10 protein-coding genes are annotated in these 15281 nt (G+C 69.4%); 4 read left to right on the plus strand and 6 right to left on the minus strand.

The features are described from left to right. Positions 1-34: 34 nt before the first annotated feature. On the minus strand, positions 35-5830 hold the full coding sequence (gene uvrA, locus AC1HIL_RS00545) for an excinuclease ABC subunit UvrA (protein ID WP_479670910.1): 5796 nt from the start codon (positions 5828-5830) through the stop codon (positions 35-37). A gap of 179 nt (positions 5831-6009) precedes the next feature. Here uvrA and AC1HIL_RS00550 point away from each other — a divergent pair, with 179 nt between their 5' ends. Together AC1HIL_RS00550 and AC1HIL_RS00555 are read left to right on the plus strand one after the other, a co-directional pair. After that, positions 6010-7128, plus strand: a complete 1119-nt coding sequence (locus AC1HIL_RS00550) for an ABC transporter substrate-binding protein (protein ID WP_057590728.1) — start codon at positions 6010-6012, stop codon at positions 7126-7128. A 164-nt stretch (positions 7129-7292) separates the two neighbouring features. Continuing rightward, on the plus strand, positions 7293-8414 hold the full coding sequence (locus AC1HIL_RS00555; RefSeq protein ID WP_413762251.1) for an ABC transporter substrate-binding protein: 1122 nt from the start codon (positions 7293-7295) through the stop codon (positions 8412-8414). A 16-nt stretch (positions 8415-8430) separates the two neighbouring features. On the opposite strand, the gene AC1HIL_RS00560 is transcribed toward AC1HIL_RS00555, so the two are convergent. The 5 genes from AC1HIL_RS00560 to AC1HIL_RS00580 all read right to left on the minus strand — a co-directional run bounded on the left by AC1HIL_RS00560 (position 8431) and on the right by AC1HIL_RS00580 (position 11991). Beyond that, entirely contained in the window at positions 8431-8589 is a 159-nt protein-coding gene (locus AC1HIL_RS00560; protein ID WP_296727529.1) for a hypothetical protein, read from the minus strand. Positions 8590-8719: 130 nt separating this feature from the next. Further along, a complete protein-coding gene (locus tag AC1HIL_RS00565; RefSeq protein ID WP_261211620.1) occupies positions 8720-10414 on the minus strand; it encodes an MFS transporter in 1695 nt (564 codons plus the stop codon). A gap of 175 nt (positions 10415-10589) precedes the next feature. Continuing rightward, entirely contained in the window at positions 10590-11234 is a 645-nt protein-coding gene (locus tag AC1HIL_RS00570; protein WP_479670911.1) for a DsbA family protein, read from the minus strand. Beyond that, positions 11231-11494 (minus strand): DUF1289 domain-containing protein, encoded by a 264-nt coding sequence (locus AC1HIL_RS00575; protein WP_057590724.1) that lies wholly within the window; start codon positions 11492-11494, stop codon positions 11231-11233. The genes AC1HIL_RS00570 and AC1HIL_RS00575 overlap by 4 nt, the downstream gene beginning before the upstream one ends. Then, positions 11491-11991 (minus strand): YbaK/EbsC family protein, encoded by a 501-nt coding sequence (locus AC1HIL_RS00580; protein WP_057590723.1) that lies wholly within the window; start codon positions 11989-11991, stop codon positions 11491-11493. Before AC1HIL_RS00580 ends, AC1HIL_RS00575 begins: the two co-directional genes overlap by 4 nt. A gap of 393 nt (positions 11992-12384) precedes the next feature. On the opposite strand from AC1HIL_RS00580, the gene nirB reads away from it, so the two are divergent. Beyond that, positions 12385-14913 carry a nitrite reductase large subunit NirB gene (gene nirB, locus AC1HIL_RS00585; RefSeq protein ID WP_479670912.1) on the plus strand — a complete coding sequence of 843 codons (2529 nt, stop codon included), beginning with the start codon at positions 12385-12387 and terminating at the stop codon, positions 14911-14913. 23 nt (positions 14914-14936) lie between these two features. Next, positions 14937-15278 (plus strand): nitrite reductase small subunit NirD, encoded by a 342-nt coding sequence (gene nirD / locus AC1HIL_RS00590; protein ID WP_057590721.1) that lies wholly within the window; start codon positions 14937-14939, stop codon positions 15276-15278. Positions 15279-15281: the final 3 nt, after the last annotated feature.

Genomic DNA, 15281 nt, shown 5'->3' on the forward strand with positions numbered 1-15281 from the left:
TACCGTCCGGCGTTGGTGCCGGCCGAAGAAAACCTCAGCGCGCCAGCACCGGCGCCAGCGCCACGCCCGTGTGCGTGCCCAGCCGCACCACTTCCTCGGGCGCAGCAGCCGCCACCACGCGGCCGCCGCCGTTGCCGCCCTCGGGCCCGAGGTCGACGATCCAGTCGGCCTCGGCGATCAGGTCGAGGTCGTGCTCGATCACCACCACGCTGTGGCCGCCGTTCACCAGCCGGTGCAGCACGTGGATCAGCTTCTCGACGTCGGCCATGTGCAGGCCCACGGTCGGCTCGTCGAGCACGTAGAGCGTGTGCGGCGCCTTCTGGCCGCGGCGCGTGATGTCGTCGCGCACCTTGCTCAGTTCGGTCACCAGCTTGATGCGCTGCGCCTCGCCGCCCGACAGCGTGGGAGAGGGCTGGCCCAGCGTCAGGTAGCCGAGCCCCACGTCCTTGAGCAGCTGCAGCGGATGGCTGATGTTGGGCATGCTCGCGAAGAACTCGACCGCCTCGTCGACCTCCATCTGCAGTACGTCGCCGATGCTCTTGCCGCGCCAGCTCACGGCCAGCGTCTCGGGGTTGAAGCGCGCGCCGTGGCAGACCTCGCAGGGCACCTTCACGTCGGGCAGGAAGCTCATCTCGATGGTGCGCACGCCCGCGCCGTCGCAGGCCGGGCAGCGGCCCTCGCCGGTGTTGAAGCTGAAGCGCGCCGGGCCGTAGCCGCGCGCCTTGGCCTCGAGGGTGTCGGCGAACAGCTTGCGGATGGTGTCCCAGAAGCCGATGTAGGTCGCGGGGCAGCTGCGCGGGGTCTTGCCGATCGGGGTCTGGTCGACCTCGAGCACGCGGTCCACGCTCTGGTAGCCCTCGACGCCCTTGCAGCCAGCCCAGGCCGGGCGCTTGCCCGCGGCATCGGCGTCGCGGCCGGCCTTGGTGCTGCGCTGCTGCACCACCGCCTGCACGTTGGCCAGCAGCACGTCGCGCGCGAGCGTGGACTTGCCCGAGCCGCTCACGCCCGTGACCACCACCAGCCGCTGCAGCGGCACGGTGACCGTCACGTCCTGCAGGTTGTGCATGTCGGCGCCGCGCACCGTGAGCCACTGGCCGTTGTCGGGCGCCTTCGGGTCGGGCGAGGGAATGAGCCGGCGCGCCTGCAGCGGGTGCTTGATCGCGTCGCGCAGGTAGCGGCCGGTCTGCGACTCGGCCGCCTGCTCGATGTCGGCCACCGCGCCCTGCGCCACCAGGCGGCCGCCGCGCTTGCCGGCGCTCGGGCCGATGTCGATGATGTGGTCGGCGCGGCGGATCGTGTCCTCGTCGTGCTCCACCACCACCAGCGTGTTGCCCTTGTCGCCGAGCTTGTGCAGCGCGTCGAGCAGGATGCGGTTGTCGCGCGCATGCAGGCCGATGGTTGGCTCGTCGAGCACGTAGCACACGCCCTGCAGGTTGCTGCCGAGCTGCGCCGCGAGCCGGATGCGCTGCGCCTCGCCGCCGGACAGCGTGGGCGCGCCGCGGTCGAGCGTGAGGTAGCCCAGGCCCACCTCCTCGAGGAACTCGAGCCGGCTCTTGATCTCGGGCACCAGGTCGCGCGCGATCTCGGCCTCGCGGCCCGAGAGCGAGAGGTTCTCGAACCAGGTGCGGATGTCGGTCACGCTCATGCGCGCGAGCTCGGTGATGCCGATGCCGCCCTCGCCCCAGCCCGGCGTGCCGACATGCGCATGGACCGCGCCGCCGCCGAACAGCACCGCGCGCGCGGTGGGGTTGAGCCGCGTGCCCTTGCAGGTCGGGCAGGCCACGTCGCCCACGTCCTCGGCGTCGGGCTCGGCGAAGGTCTGCTCGCGTCCCTTCTGGTCGTCGGCCATCACCGAGTCGTCGAAGATCTTGCGCTGCTCCTTGCTGAGCTTGACGCCGGTGCCCACGCAGTCGGGGCACCAGCCGTGCTTGCTGTTGTAGCTGAACAGGCGCGGATCGAGCTCGGCATAGCTGGTGCTGCAGACCGGGCAGGCACGCAGGGTCGAGAACACGCTGACGCGGCCGATGCCGGCGGCCGTCACGCCGGCCATCATGGCGGCGCGCAGGCCGTCCATCTCGCTGAGCACGTGCACCACGCCCTTGCCGTGCTCGAGCGCCTTCGTGAGCGCCTCGCGCAGCTGGTTCTCGTTCGTGGGCAGCACGTCGAGGCTGGCCACCGGCAGCTCGATGCTGTGTTCCTTGAAGCGGTCGATGCGCGGGAAGCCCGCGGTCGGCAGGAAGTCGCCATCGACGCGCAGGTGCGTGAAGCCGCGCGGCCGCGCCCAGTCGGCCAGCTCGGTGTAAACGCCCTTGCGGTTGCTCACCAGCGGCGCGAGCAGGCCGATGTGCTGGCCCTTGAAGTTGCGCATCAGCTGCGCCGCAATGCTGTCGGGCGTCTGCGGTTGCACGGCCGCGCCGTCCTTCACGCAGTGCTGCACGCCGAGCTTCACGAACAGCAGGCGCAGGAAGTGCCAGACCTCGGTGGTGGTGCCCACCGTGCTCTTGCGGCCGCCGCGCGACAGGCGCTGCTCGATCGCCACCGTGGGCGGAATGCCGTAGACGGCATCGACCTCGGGCCGGCCCGCGGGCTGCACGATGCTGCGCGCATAGGCGTTGAGCGATTCGAGATAGCGGCGCTGGCCCTCGTTGAACAGGATGTCGAAGGCCAGCGTGGACTTGCCCGAACCGCTCACTCCCGTGACCACGCTGAACTTGCCGCGCGGGATGTCGACGCTGAGGTTCTTGAGGTTGTGCTCGCGCGCGTTCACGATCTCGACCGCGTCGGCGCCCGGCGCCTTCTTGGCCTGCGCGATGTAGCGGCGCGCCGCGCGCTCGGCCACCTTGTAGGCACCGGGGCCGATCGCGAGCTCGTAGTCGGCCAGCGCGGCGCCCGTGAGCGAGGCGCGGTTCTCGCGCAGCTGCTCGGGCGTGCCCTCGGCCACCACCTGGCCACCGCCCTCGCCGCCTTCGGGGCCGAGGTCGATGCACCAGTCGCTGGCGCGGATCACGTCGAGGTTGTGCTCGATCACGATCAGCGAATGGCCGGCGTCGAGCAGCTTGCGCAGCGCGCGCATGAGCCGCGCGATGTCGTCGAAGTGCAGGCCGGTGGTGGGCTCGTCGAACAGGAACAGCGTGCCCTTGCGCGCCACCGCCTGCTTGCTCGAGGTCGCGCCCTTGGCGGCCTCGGCCAGGAAGCCCGCGAGCTTCAGGCGCTGCGCCTCGCCGCCCGACAGCGTGGGCACGGGCTGGCCCAGCTTGACGTAGTCGAGGCCCACGTCCGAGATCGGCTGCAAGACGCGCAGAACGTCGCGGTCGGCATCGAACAGCGCCGCGGCCTCGGCCACGGTCAGCTCGAGGATGTCGGCCACGTTGTAGCTCCTGCCATGGCGCTCGATGCGCACCTCGAGGATCTCGGGCCGATAGCGCTTGCCGTCGCAGTCGGGGCAGCGCAGGTAGACGTCGGAGAGGAACTGCATCTCGACGTGCTCGAAGCCCGAGCCGCCGCAGGTGGGGCAGCGGCCGTCGCCCGAGTTGAAGCTGAACTTGCTCGCGGTGTAGCCGCGCTGGCGCGAGATCGGCGCGGTGGCGAAGATCTCGCGGATCGCGTCCCAGGCGCCGACGTAGCTCGCGGGGTTGGAACGCGCGGTCTTGCCGATCGGCGACTGGTCGACGAACACCACGTCGCCGAGGTGGTCGGCGCCGAGCAGGCGGTCGTGCACGCCGGGCGTCTCGGTGGCCTTGCCGAAGTGGCGCATCAGCGCGGGCGCGAGCACGTCCTGCACCAGCGTCGACTTGCCCGAGCCGCTGACGCCGGTCACGCAGACCAGGCGCGCGAGCGGGAACTCCACGCTGATGTCCTTGAGGTTGTGCTCGCGCACGCCCTCGAGGATGAGCCGGTGCGTGTTCTCGCTGACCAGCCGCTTGAAGCCCATGCCGATCTTCTTGCGCCCGCCCAGGTACTGGCCGGTCAGCGTGTCGGCGTCGCGCAGCGCGTCGGTGCTGCCGTCGAACACGATCTGGCCGCCGCGCGCGCCGGGGCCCGGGCCCATGTCGATCACGCGGTCGGCCGCCAGCATCACGGCCGGGTCGTGCTCGACCACCACCAGCGTGTTGCCCGCATCGCGCAGCCGCAGCATGGCCTCGGTGATGCGGTTCATGTCGCGCGGATGCAGCCCGATGCTGGGCTCGTCGAGCACGAACAGCGTGTTGACCAGCGAGGTGCCGAGCGCGGTCGTGAGGTTGATGCGCTGCACCTCGCCGCCGCTGAGCGTGCGGCTCTGGCGGTCGAGCGTGAGGTAGCCGATGCCGACGTCGTGCAGGTAGCGCAGCCGGGTCGTGATCTCCTCGAACAGCAGCTTGAGCGCCTGGGCCTCGCCGGCCGCGCTCGGACGCTGCGTCTCGCCGGCCGCGGCGGCGCCGCCGGTCGTCATGCGGTCGAACAGCTGGCGCAGCCGCTCGATCGGCAACAGCATCAGGTCATGCAGGCACAGGCCCGGCAGCGCCTCGAGCTGCGCGCGCGTCCACTTCACGCCGACCGGCAGGAAGCGCTTCTCGGGCGGCAACACCGCGTCGGCGTCTTCCTTGCTGCCGATGCGCCACAGCAGGCTTTCGAGCTTGAGCCGCGCGCCCGCGCAAGTGGGGCACGGCGTGTAGCTGCGGTACTTCGACAAGAGCACGCGGATGTGCATCTTGTAGGCCTTGCTCTCGAGGTAGCCGAAGAAGCGGCGGATGCCGTACCACTGCTTGTTCCAGTTGCCCTCCTTGTAGTTGGGCGTGCCCTCGATCACCCAGTGCTTCTGCTCGGCGGTCAGCTTGTTCCACGGCGTGTCGCGCGGAATGCCGGCGGCCTCGGCGTGGCGCATGAGGTCGTCCTGCGCCTCCTTCCAGGCCGGGGTCTGGATGGTCTTGATCGCGCCCGCGCGCAGGGTGAGCTTGTCGTTCGGGATCACGAGGCCGAGGTCGACGCCGATCACGCGGCCGAAGCCGCGGCAGGTGTCGCAGGCGCCGACGGCCGAGTTGAACGAGAACATCGACGGGATCGGGTCGCCGTAGCGGATGTCGCTCTCGGGGCAGTGCAGGCCGGTCGAGAACTTCCATACATCGGTCGGCGCGTTCTCCTCGGCGCCCGTCGCATGCACCGTCACGCGCCCGCTGCCGCGCTTGAGCGCGACCTCGATCGCCTCCACCACGCGCGAGCGCTCGGCGCTCGAGGCGCGGAAGCGGTCGGCCACCACGTCGAGCACCTTGCGCGGCCCGGTGGGCGTGGCCACCTCGCGCTCGGACTGAACGCGCGTGAAGCCGCTGGCCGACAGCCACTGCGTGACCTCGTCGGCCGTGGTGCTCGCGGGCAGCTCGACCGGGAAGGTCACGACCAGCCGCGGATCGCCCGCGGCCGCCGCGCGTTCGACGATCTGCGCATAGATGCTGTCGGGCGAGTCGTGGCGCACCGGCAGCGCGGTCTCGCGGTCGAACAGGTCGGCCGCGCGTGCGTAGAGCAGCTTCAGGTGATCGTTGAGCTCGGTCATCGTGCCGACCGTGGAGCGCGAGGAGCGCACCGGGTTGGTCTGGTCGATGGCGATCGCGGGCGGCACGCCCTCGACCTTGTCGACCGCCGGCTTGTCCATGCGGTCGAGGAACTGGCGCGCGTAGGCGGAGAAGGTCTCGACGTAGCGCCGCTGGCCCTCGGCGTACAGGGTGTCGAACACGAGGCTCGACTTGCCCGAGCCGCTGGGCCCGGTGACCACGGTCATCTCGCCGGTGCGGATGTCGAGGTCGAGATTCTGGAGGTTGTGCTGGCGTGCGCCACGGATGCGGATGGAGCCCTGTGTCATGAGTGCCTTGGGGGTGGGGCAAACATTCTAGGGAGTGGTCCATGACGCTCCCGTGCACTGCGTCACAAGGTCGGTGCGGTCGCAGGGGTTTGTCCGAATGGCCTTCGGAATACTTTTGGAAACAAATAAGGCGTTGGTTTGCAACGGTGGCGACGCCATCGACAACGGGGGACGACCACATGACGAAGAAGCACGGCCGCCTGCGCGCGGTCCTGATCGCGCTCGGTGCGCTGCTGTTGCTGCCCGCGCAGGCGCAGCTGCTGATCGGCCAGACCGCCGGCATGACCGGCCCGGTGGCCGCCAGCGTCAACGAGACCATCGGCGGCGCGCAGCTCGTGATCGATGCCGCCAACGCGCAGGGCGGCGTGCACGGCGAGAAGATCGAGGTGGTCCGGCTCGACGACGGCTTCGACGTGAAGCGCGCGGGCGAGAACGGCCGCGCGCTGATCGAGGACAGGAAGGTGCTCGCGCTCTTCATGAGCCGCGGCACGCCGCATTCGCAGGCCATCATTCCCTGGCTCGACAAGCACGGCGTGGCGCTGATCGGGCCTTCCACCGGCGCGATGGTGCTGCACAAGCCGGTGCAGCGGAACGTGTTCAACGTGCGCGCCACCTACCAGCGCGAGGCCGAGAAGGCGGTGCAGCACCTGCTGACCATCGGCATGGTGCGCATCGCGGTCGTGCACGTGACCGACTCCTTCGGCGCCGACGCGCTCGAGGGCGCGATGACCGGCTTCGGCAAGGCCAAGGCCCAGCCCGCGGCCACCGTGCCGGCCGACCGCGACAAGCCCGACTACGCGGCCATCGTGCCCGCCATCGTCCAGGCCAAGGCGCAGGCGGTGCTGTGGATCGGCTCGGGCAGCGCGGTGGTCGACGGCATCAAGGCGCTGCGCGCGGCCGGCTCGGCGGCGCAGGTGGTCACGCTGTCGAACAACGCTTCCTCGGGCTTCATCAAGCAGCTCGGCGAGGCCAGCCGCGGCGTGGTGGTCACGCAGGTGTTCCCGAGCGAGCGCTCGATCAGCTACCCGATGGTGAAGGAGGCGATCGCGCTCGCGAAGGCCAAGGGCCAGAACGAGCTCTCGCCCGCGGCGCTCGAGGGCTTCGCCTCGGCCAAGGTGCTGGTGGAGGCGCTGCGCCGCGCCGGCCCCAAGCCCACGCGCGCCCGCGTGGTGGCCGCGCTCGACGGCCTGCGCGACTACGACCTCGGCGGCCTCGAGGTCAGCTACTCGCCGCAGGACCACAGCGGCATCGATTTCGCCGACCTCGCGATCATCAGCGAGGGCCGCTTCAAGCGCTGAAGCGCCGCCCTTCCCCCTTGACCAAGCCGGGCCGCGTGCCCGGCTTTTTGCTTTTGCAAACAACGGTTTGACAGGGTTTGCACGAGGAATCGCATGTCACGTCTGGCTACACATAATTGCATTTGCTGACATGGACACGAATCCCGACGGGAAAGGTTTTGTCGATGAAGAAGAAGAAAAGCAACCCGCGCCTGCGCGCCGCCGCCTTGCTGCTCGCACTCGCGGCGACCGGCGCCTCGGCCCAGATCGTGATCGGCCAGTCGGCCGACCTGTCGGGACCGGTGGCGGCCAGCGTGAAGGAAACGATCATGGGCTCGCAGCTGGTCATCGACCAGGTGAATGCCCAGGGCGGCATCAACGGCGAGCAGATCGAGGTCATCCGCATGGACGACGGCCTCGACGCCAAGCGCTCGCTCGAGAACTCGCGCATCCTGATCGAGGACAGGAAGGTGGTCGCGCTGCTGCTCAACCGCGGCACGCCCAACACGCTCGCGGTGATCCCGCTGCTCGACAAGCACGGCGTGCCGCTGGTCGGCCCCTCGACCGGCGCGATGGCGCTGCACAAGCCGGTGCAGAAGAACATCTTCAACGTGCGTTCCACCTACCAGCGCGAGGCCGAGAAGGCGGTGGTGCACCTGCAGACCACGGGCATCCAGCGCATCGCGGTGGTGCAGGCCGACGACTCCTTCGGCAAGGACGGGCTCGAGGGCGCGAACCGCGGCTTCGAGAAGGCCAACCTCAAGCCGGTGGTGATCGCGCTGGCCGACCGCAACAAGCCCGACTTCGCGGCCATCGTGCCGAAGCTGGTCGAGGCCAATGCGCAGGCCGTGCTGTGGATCGGCTCGGGCACCTCGGTGTCCGATGGCGTGAAGGCGCTGCGCGCCGCGGGCTCGGCCGCGCAGGTGGTCACGCTGTCGAACAACGCGGCCTCGGGCTTCATCAAGGACCTCGGCAGCGCGAGCCGCGGCGTGATCGTCACGCAGGTGTTCCCCTACGAGCGCTCGTTCGGCAACCCGCTGATCAAGGAGGCCCTGGCGCTCGCCAAGGCCAAGGGGCAGGAGGAGCTGTCGCCCGCGCTGCTCGAAGGCTTCGTCGCGACCAAGGTGCTGGTGGAGGCGCTGCGCCGCACCGGGCCCAAGCCCACGCGCGCGCGGCTGCTGGCCACGCTCAATGCCTTCCAGTACGACCCGGGCGGCGGGCTCGATATCTCGTATTCGCCGACCGATCACACCGGCATCGAATACGTCGACCTCTCGATCGTGAGCGACGGCCGCTTCAAGCGCTAGGCAGCGCTTCGGAGATTTACTTCGGCGCGCTCGCCGCAGCCGCGGGCGCCGCAGGCGCCGTTTCGTGCGTCACGCCGTGCTTCTCGCCCGACATGTCGACCTTGTCGCCGGCCTTCGAGATCACGTACAGCGCGATGGCCGCGAAGATGGCGAAGCCGACTGCGATTTTCCACATGGGTTCTGTCTCCTGAGATGGGTAATGCGGGGTTCAAGAAAAAGGCCTCATGCCGAGGGTCGGCATGAAGCCTCTTTGTTGAACGGAGGGCGCGCGGCGCCCTCCTCTCTGTTCGATGGCGCCGCGGCGCTCAGTCGTGGGCGTAGATGTCCACGTCCTTGGTCTCGCGGATGAACAGCGTGCCGATCACCAGCGTGATGAACGCGATGATGATCGGGTACCAGAGGCCGTTGTACATGTTGCCGGTCGAGGCCACGATGGCGAAGGCGGTGGTCGGCAGCAGGCCGCCGAACCAGCCGTTACCGATGTGGTATGGCAGGCTCATCGAGGTGTAGCGGATGCGCGTGGGGAACAGCTCGACCAGCATCGCGGCGATCGGCCCGTAGACCATGGTCACCAGCAGCACCAGCCAGAACAGCAGCAGCACCGTCAGCACCTTGTTCATCTTCGCGGGGTCGGCCTTGGCCGGGTAGCCCGCGATCTTCAGGTCTTCGGCCACGCCCTTCTTGAAGGCGGCGATCTCCTTGGCCGAGGCCTCGTCGAACTTGAGGTTCACGACGTTGCCGATCGGTGCTTCCACCGTCTTGTCGCCGATCTTCACGACGGCCTTCGAGCCCGGCGCGCCGGCCACGTTCTCGTAGCTCACCGAGTTCTGCACCAGGTAGCGCTTGGCGATGTCGCAGGAGCTGCGGAAGTCGATCTCGCGCGCCACCGGGTTGCCCTGGAACGAGCAGGTCGCGGGGTCGGCGGTCACGGTCACGCCGGCGGTGGCCTGGGCCTTGGCGAGGTCGGGGTTGGCGGCCTCGGTCAGCATCTTGAAGACCGGGAAGTAGGTCACCACGGCCAGCAGGCAGCCGGCCATGATGATCGGCTTGCGGCCGATCTTGTCCGACAGCGTGCCGAAGACCACGAAGAACGGGGTGCCCAGCAGCAGCGCGGCGGCGATCATCAGGTTGGCGGTGGTCGCATCGACCTTGAGCTGCGCGGTCAGGAAGAAGAGCGCGTAGAACTGGCCCGAGTACCAGACCACGGCCTGGCCGGCCGTCAGGCCCACCAGCGCCAGGATCACGATCTTCAGGTTCTTCCACTGGCCGAAGGATTCGGCCAGCGGCGCCTTCGAGGTCTTGCCCTCGGCCTTCATGCGCTGGAACGCCGGCGATTCCGACAGCGACAGGCGAATCCACACCGAGATGCCCAGCAGCAGGATCGAGACCAGGAACGGAATGCGCCAGCCCCAGTCGTTGAACACCGCTTCGCCCAGGCCTTCGCGCACGCCCAGGATCACGATCAGGCTCAGGAACAGGCCGAGCGTGGCCGTGGTCTGGATCCACGAGGTGTAGGCACCGCGCTTGCCGTGCGGCGCGTGCTCGGCCACGTAGGTGGCGGCACCGCCGTACTCGCCGCCGAGCGCGAGGCCCTGCAGCATGCGCAGCGCGATCAGGATCACCGGCGCCGCGACGCCGATGGTCGCGTAGCTGGGCAGCAGGCCGACGATGAAGGTCGACAGGCCCATGATCAGGATCGTGACCAGGAAGGTGTACTTGCGCCCGATCATGTCGCCGAGCCGGCCGAACACGATGGCGCCGAACGGACGCACCAGGAAGCCGGCCGCGAAGGCCAGCAGCGCGAAGATGAAGGCCGCGCCCGCATCGAGGCCGCTGAAGAACTGCTTCGCGATGATCGCCGCGAGCGAACCGTAGAGGTAGAAGTCGTACCACTCGAACACGGTTCCCAGCGAAGAAGCGAAGATGACCTTCTTCTCCTCCGCCGACATGGGCCGGGGGGCCGGATGCGGCACTCCCCGTGAATCTAGTGTGGCTGCCATTGATCGTCTCCTGTGTATGCGTTCATGCGGCGCCCGAATTCGGGACCGTGGGGCATTCTTGGAGGCGCGACTGACCCGAGCCTTTCGCGAAACTGAACGGGCGCTTACGGATTAAGGTGAAACCCTCGACGCCCGTTTCAGCCTGTAAGAAATGCAGCGTCGGTGCTGAAGATGCTCAGTTTTTGCTGCTGCGCAGCAGGGCCGGACGCTGGTCGGCCTCGGCCCATTGCGGGCCATCGAACCAGGCATCGCCCGCGAGGTAGGCGCGCAGCATCGCGAGGCCGTCGAAGCCCCAGAACAGCCGGCCGTCGACCGCATAGGCGGGCGTGCCGAACACGCCGAGCGCGATCGCGTCCGCGGTGTTGCGCTGGAGCAGGGCCTTGCTCTCGTCGCTGCCGGCATCGCGACGCGGTTGCAGTTGCGCGGTGAGCGCGGCCAGCCGCGCGGGATCGGCCGCCTCGAGGCCGCCGCGCCAGACATGGCGGAACACGGTCTCGGCCACCAGCCGGCTCACGCGGCCGTCGTCGGAGGTGGAGAGCGCGAGCCGCAGGTGCGCGAGCGGGTTGTAGGGATGCGAGGCCGGCATCGCGATCTCGATGCCGTGCTGGTGGCCCAGCCACAGCACGTGGCGGTAGGTCCAGCCGCGCTTGGCGGGAATCTCGGCCGGCCCGAGCTGGCCGTGCGCCTTGAGCACCGCGCCCAGCAGCACCGGGCGGTAGTCCACGCTGCAGCTCAGGCCCTCGAGCGCCTGCGGCAGCTGCTCGAACGCGAGATAGGCATAGGGCGAGATGAAGTCCAGGTAGAAGTCGATGTGCTTCATGCGTCGATGTCTCCGATGGCCGGGGCGCGCCAGATGCCGGCCCGGGCCCGCCACTCTATCGCGCGCCAGACCTGCCGCCGCTCGTCGTCCTCCATGCGGCTCCAGCCCGCGATCTCGGGGATGGTGCGCAGGCAGCCCTCGCAGAAGCCGCTGAGCCGGTCCATGCGGCACACCGAGCTGCAGGGCGAGGGCACCGGCTCGGCCCGCTCGCGCAGGTCGGCGGCGCGGTCGGCCAGGGCCTGCGCTTCGGCGACGTTCACGCCGCGGCCACCACCACGTCGGCCACCGGTGCGCCCGTGAGCGTCTCGAGGTCGTGCGGGCGCAGCTGGAACACCGCGTGCGGATGGCCCGCGGCGGCCCAGATCTCCTCGAAGCGGAACAGCTCGCGGTCGATCAGTACCACCGGCTTGGTCACATGGCCCACGGGCGACACGCCGCCGATGGTGAAGCCGGTGCGCGCCTTCACGAAGTCGGCGTCGGCGCGGCCGGTCTTGCCGACGATCGCATCGACCTTCTTCTCGTCGACGCGCCGGTCGCCCGAGGTGATGACCAGCACCGCGACCTCGTCGCTCTTGCGCCGGAAGATGATGCTCTTGGCGATCTGGCCGACCGCGATGCCGAGCGCGTCGGCCGCCTGCTGCGCGGTGCGGCAGGCGTCGTCGAGCATGCGCGGCGCATGCGGATGGCCGGCGTCCTGGAGCACGCGCGCAACGCGCTGGACACCGTCGGGAAGGGAATGGAGTTCGGAGCCGCACATGGCTTGGGTCTTCGGAGGTTCGTGGGGGCGCGTGCCCCGCGTTGCAGGCTCCCGAGCATACGAAAAAGCCTGCGGCACCGCACCAATGCGGAGAACGCGGCACCGCCGCCGCGCCGATTCGGGTGCGATTCCGGTGCACGCGCGGGCCGCGGCCGGTCTTTTGGGGCGGCATGGATATTGCTGAACCTCGTCGCGGACCTCCCGGCCTGGGTGGGTCCGCAGTGCCTCCGCTAACGACGGCGGGGTTCGAACGACCCGATGGCGATGAGCCGCCGGATTCGTTTGTCCATCCGATTACTCGCATCCGTTCCGTCGCGGAGGCCTCCTGCCGCTGTCGTCCGACAGCCTTGGTGGCCCGCCCTCGAGGACCGGCTGCCCCCGCAGGACCTCAGCATGAAAATCGCAGTCATCGGCCACGGCATGGTCGGCCACAAGTTCCTCGAGCAGCTCCATGCGCTCGGCATTCCCGGCGCGGAAGTCACCGTCCTGTGCGAGGAGCCCCGGCCGGCCTACGACCGGGTGCACCTGTCCGAATTCTTCGCGGGCAAGACGGCCGAAGACCTCTCGCTGGTCGAGCCCGGCTTCTTCGAGCGCAGCGGCTTCACGCTGCGCCTCGCGGCGCGCGCGGTGGCGGTCGAGCGCCGCAACAACACCGTCACCACGGCCGACGGCGAAGTCGTGGCCTACGACAAGCTGGTGCTGGCCACCGGCTCCTTCCCCTTCGTGCCCGCGGTGCCGGGCCGCGACCGGCCCAACTGCTTCGTCTACCGCACCATCGAGGACCTCGAGGCGATGAAGGAATGCGGCGCGCGCTCGCGCAGCGGCGTGGTGGTGGGCGGCGGCCTGCTCGGCCTCGAATGCGCGAAGGCACTGCGCGACATGGGCCTCGAGACCCACGTGGTGGAGTTCGCGCCGCGGCTGATGGCGGTGCAGGTCGACGAAGGCGGCGGCCGCGCGCTGCGCGAGAGCATCGAGGCGCTGGGCCTGCACGTGCACACCGGCCGCAACACGGTGGAGATCGTCGACGGCGCCGCCGCGCGCCACCGCATGGTGTTCGCCGACGGCAGTTACCTCGAGACCGACATGATCGTGTTCTCGGCCGGCATCCGCCCGCGCGACGAGCTCGCGCGCCAGTGCCTGCTGGCCGTGGGTCCGCGCGGCGGCGTGGCGGTCGACGACCATTGCCGCACCAGCGACCGCAACGTCTACGCGATCGGCGAATGTGCCTCGTGGAACGAGCAGACCTTCGGCCTGGTCGCGCCCGGCTACGACATGGCGCGCGTGGCGGCGCGCCACATCGCGGGCGAGCACGAGGCCGCCTTCACCGGCGCCGACATGAGCACCAAGCTCAAGCTGATGGGCGTGGACGTGGCGAGCATCGGCGATGCGCACGGCAGGACGCCGAAGTCGCGCGCCTACCAGTTCATCGACGAGCGCAAGAAGGTCTACAAGAAGATCGTCGTCAGCGAGGACGGCAAGCTGCTGCTCGGCGCAGTGCTGGTGGGCGATGCCGCCGAATACGGCACCCTGCTGCAGATGGCGCTCAACGGCATCGCGCTGCCCGAGGATCCCGAATTCCTGATCCTGCCCTCGAGCGACGGCAAGGCCAAGCCGGGCCTGGGCGTCGAGGCCCTGCCCGACAGCGCCCAGATCTGCTCGTGCAACGACGTCAGCAAGGGCCGGATCTGCGAGGCCGTGGGCCAGGGCGCCTGCACCCCGGCCGCGATGAAGGCCTGCACCAAGGCCGGCGCCACCTGCGGCGGCTGCGTGCCGCTGGTCACGCAGGTCATGAAGATGGAGATGGCCAGGCGCGGCATGGCCGTCGACAACCACCTCTGCGAGCACTTCCCCTATTCGCGCCAGGAGCTCTACCACCTGATCCGCGTGGGCGAGATCCGCAGCTTCGCCGACCTGCTCGCGAAACACGGCAAGGGCCTGGGCTGCGATATCTGCAAGCCCGTGGCCGCGAGCATCTTCGCCTCGTGCTGGAACGAGTTCGTGCTCAAGAAGGACCTGGCCGCGCTGCAGGACAGCAACGACTACTTCCTCGGCAACATCCAGAAGGACGGCACCTATTCGGTGGTGCCGCGCATGCCGGGCGGCGAGGTCACGCCCGACGGGCTGATCGCGGTCGGCCAGGTGGCGAAGAAGTACGGCCTCTACACCAAGATCACCGGCGGCGCGCGCGTGGACATGTTCGGCGCGCGCGTCGAGCAGCTGCCCGCGATCTGGGAGGAACTGATCGCGGCCGGCTTCGAGTCGGGCCATGCCTACGGCAAGTCGCTGCGCACGGTGAAGAGCTGCGTCGGCTCGACCTGGTGCCGCTACGGCGTGGACGACAGCGTGGGCCTCGCGGTCGAGCTCGAGAACCGCTACAAGGGTCTGCGCGCGCCGCACAAGATCAAGTTCGGCGTCTCGGGCTGCACGCGCGAATGCGCCGAGGCGCAGGGCAAGGACGTGGGCGTGATCGCCACCGACAAGGGCTGGAACCTCTACGTCTGCGGCAACGGCGGCATGAAGCCGCGCCATGCCGAGCTGCTCGCGAGCGACCTGTCGAAGGCCGAGCTGATCCGCCTCATCGACCGCTTCCTGATGTTCTACGTGCGCACCGCCGACCGGCTGCAGCGCACCAGCACCTGGCGCGAGAGTCTCGAGGGCGGCCTCGACTACCTCAAGGGCGTGCTGCTGCAGGACACGCTGGGCCTCCACGCCGAGCTCGAGGCCCAGATGCAGGCCGTGGTCGACACCTACCAGTGCGAGTGGAAGACCGCCGTCAACGACCCGGCCACGCGCCAGCGCTTCCGCTCCTTCGTCAACAGCGACAAGCCCGACGAGCACATCGTGTTCGTGAGCGAGCGCGGCCAGAAGCGGCCGGCGCGCGCCGAGGAACGCAGCGAGGCGGCCGACGTCTCGATGGCCTGAAGCACAACGAAAGAGGAAGCCCCATGACCCAGCAAGACCTGCACTGGACCGCCGTGTGCGCGGCCACCGACATCCTGCCCGACACCGGCGTGTGCGCGCTGGTCGAGGGCGTGCACGTGGCGATCTTCCGCGTCGGCCGGGAGGCCACGCTCTACGCCATCGACAACGTCGACCCGAAGGCCGGCGCCAGCGTGCTCTCGCGCGGGCTGGTCGGCAGCCTCGGCGACCGCGTCGTGGTCGCCTCGCCGCTCTACAAGAACCACTTCGACCTGCGCAGCGGCGAATGCCTCGAGGCGCCCGAGCACTCGGTGCGCGCGCATGCGGTGCGCGAGCACGAGGGCCGCGTGCTGGTCGCGCTGGCCTGAGCC

It is taken from the genome of Variovorax sp. ISS6 (genome assembly GCF_056523145.1).

What these genes read in the sequence shown, in the direction of transcription:
- AC1HIL_RS00570 (WP_479670911.1), bottom strand. Translation starts at nt 11,234, where the DNA reads ATGAAGCACATCGACTTCTACCTGGACTTCATCTCGCCCTATGCCTAT.
- uvrA (WP_479670910.1), bottom strand. Translation starts at nt 5,830, where the DNA reads ATGACACAGGGCTCCATCCGCATCCGTGGCGCACGCCAGCACAACCTC.
- nirD (WP_057590721.1), top strand. Translation starts at nt 14,937, where the DNA reads ATGACCCAGCAAGACCTGCACTGGACCGCCGTGTGCGCGGCCACCGAC.
- AC1HIL_RS00580 (WP_057590723.1), bottom strand. Translation starts at nt 11,991, where the DNA reads ATGTGCGGCTCCGAACTCCATTCCCTTCCCGACGGTGTCCAGCGCGTT.
- AC1HIL_RS00550 (WP_057590728.1), top strand. Translation starts at nt 6,010, where the DNA reads ATGACGAAGAAGCACGGCCGCCTGCGCGCGGTCCTGATCGCGCTCGGT.
- AC1HIL_RS00560 (WP_296727529.1), bottom strand. Translation starts at nt 8,589, where the DNA reads ATGTGGAAAATCGCAGTCGGCTTCGCCATCTTCGCGGCCATCGCGCTG.
- AC1HIL_RS00555 (WP_413762251.1), top strand. Translation starts at nt 7,293, where the DNA reads ATGAAGAAGAAGAAAAGCAACCCGCGCCTGCGCGCCGCCGCCTTGCTG.
- AC1HIL_RS00565 (WP_261211620.1), bottom strand. Translation starts at nt 10,414, where the DNA reads ATGGCAGCCACACTAGATTCACGGGGAGTGCCGCATCCGGCCCCCCGG.
- nirB (WP_479670912.1), top strand. Translation starts at nt 12,385, where the DNA reads ATGAAAATCGCAGTCATCGGCCACGGCATGGTCGGCCACAAGTTCCTC.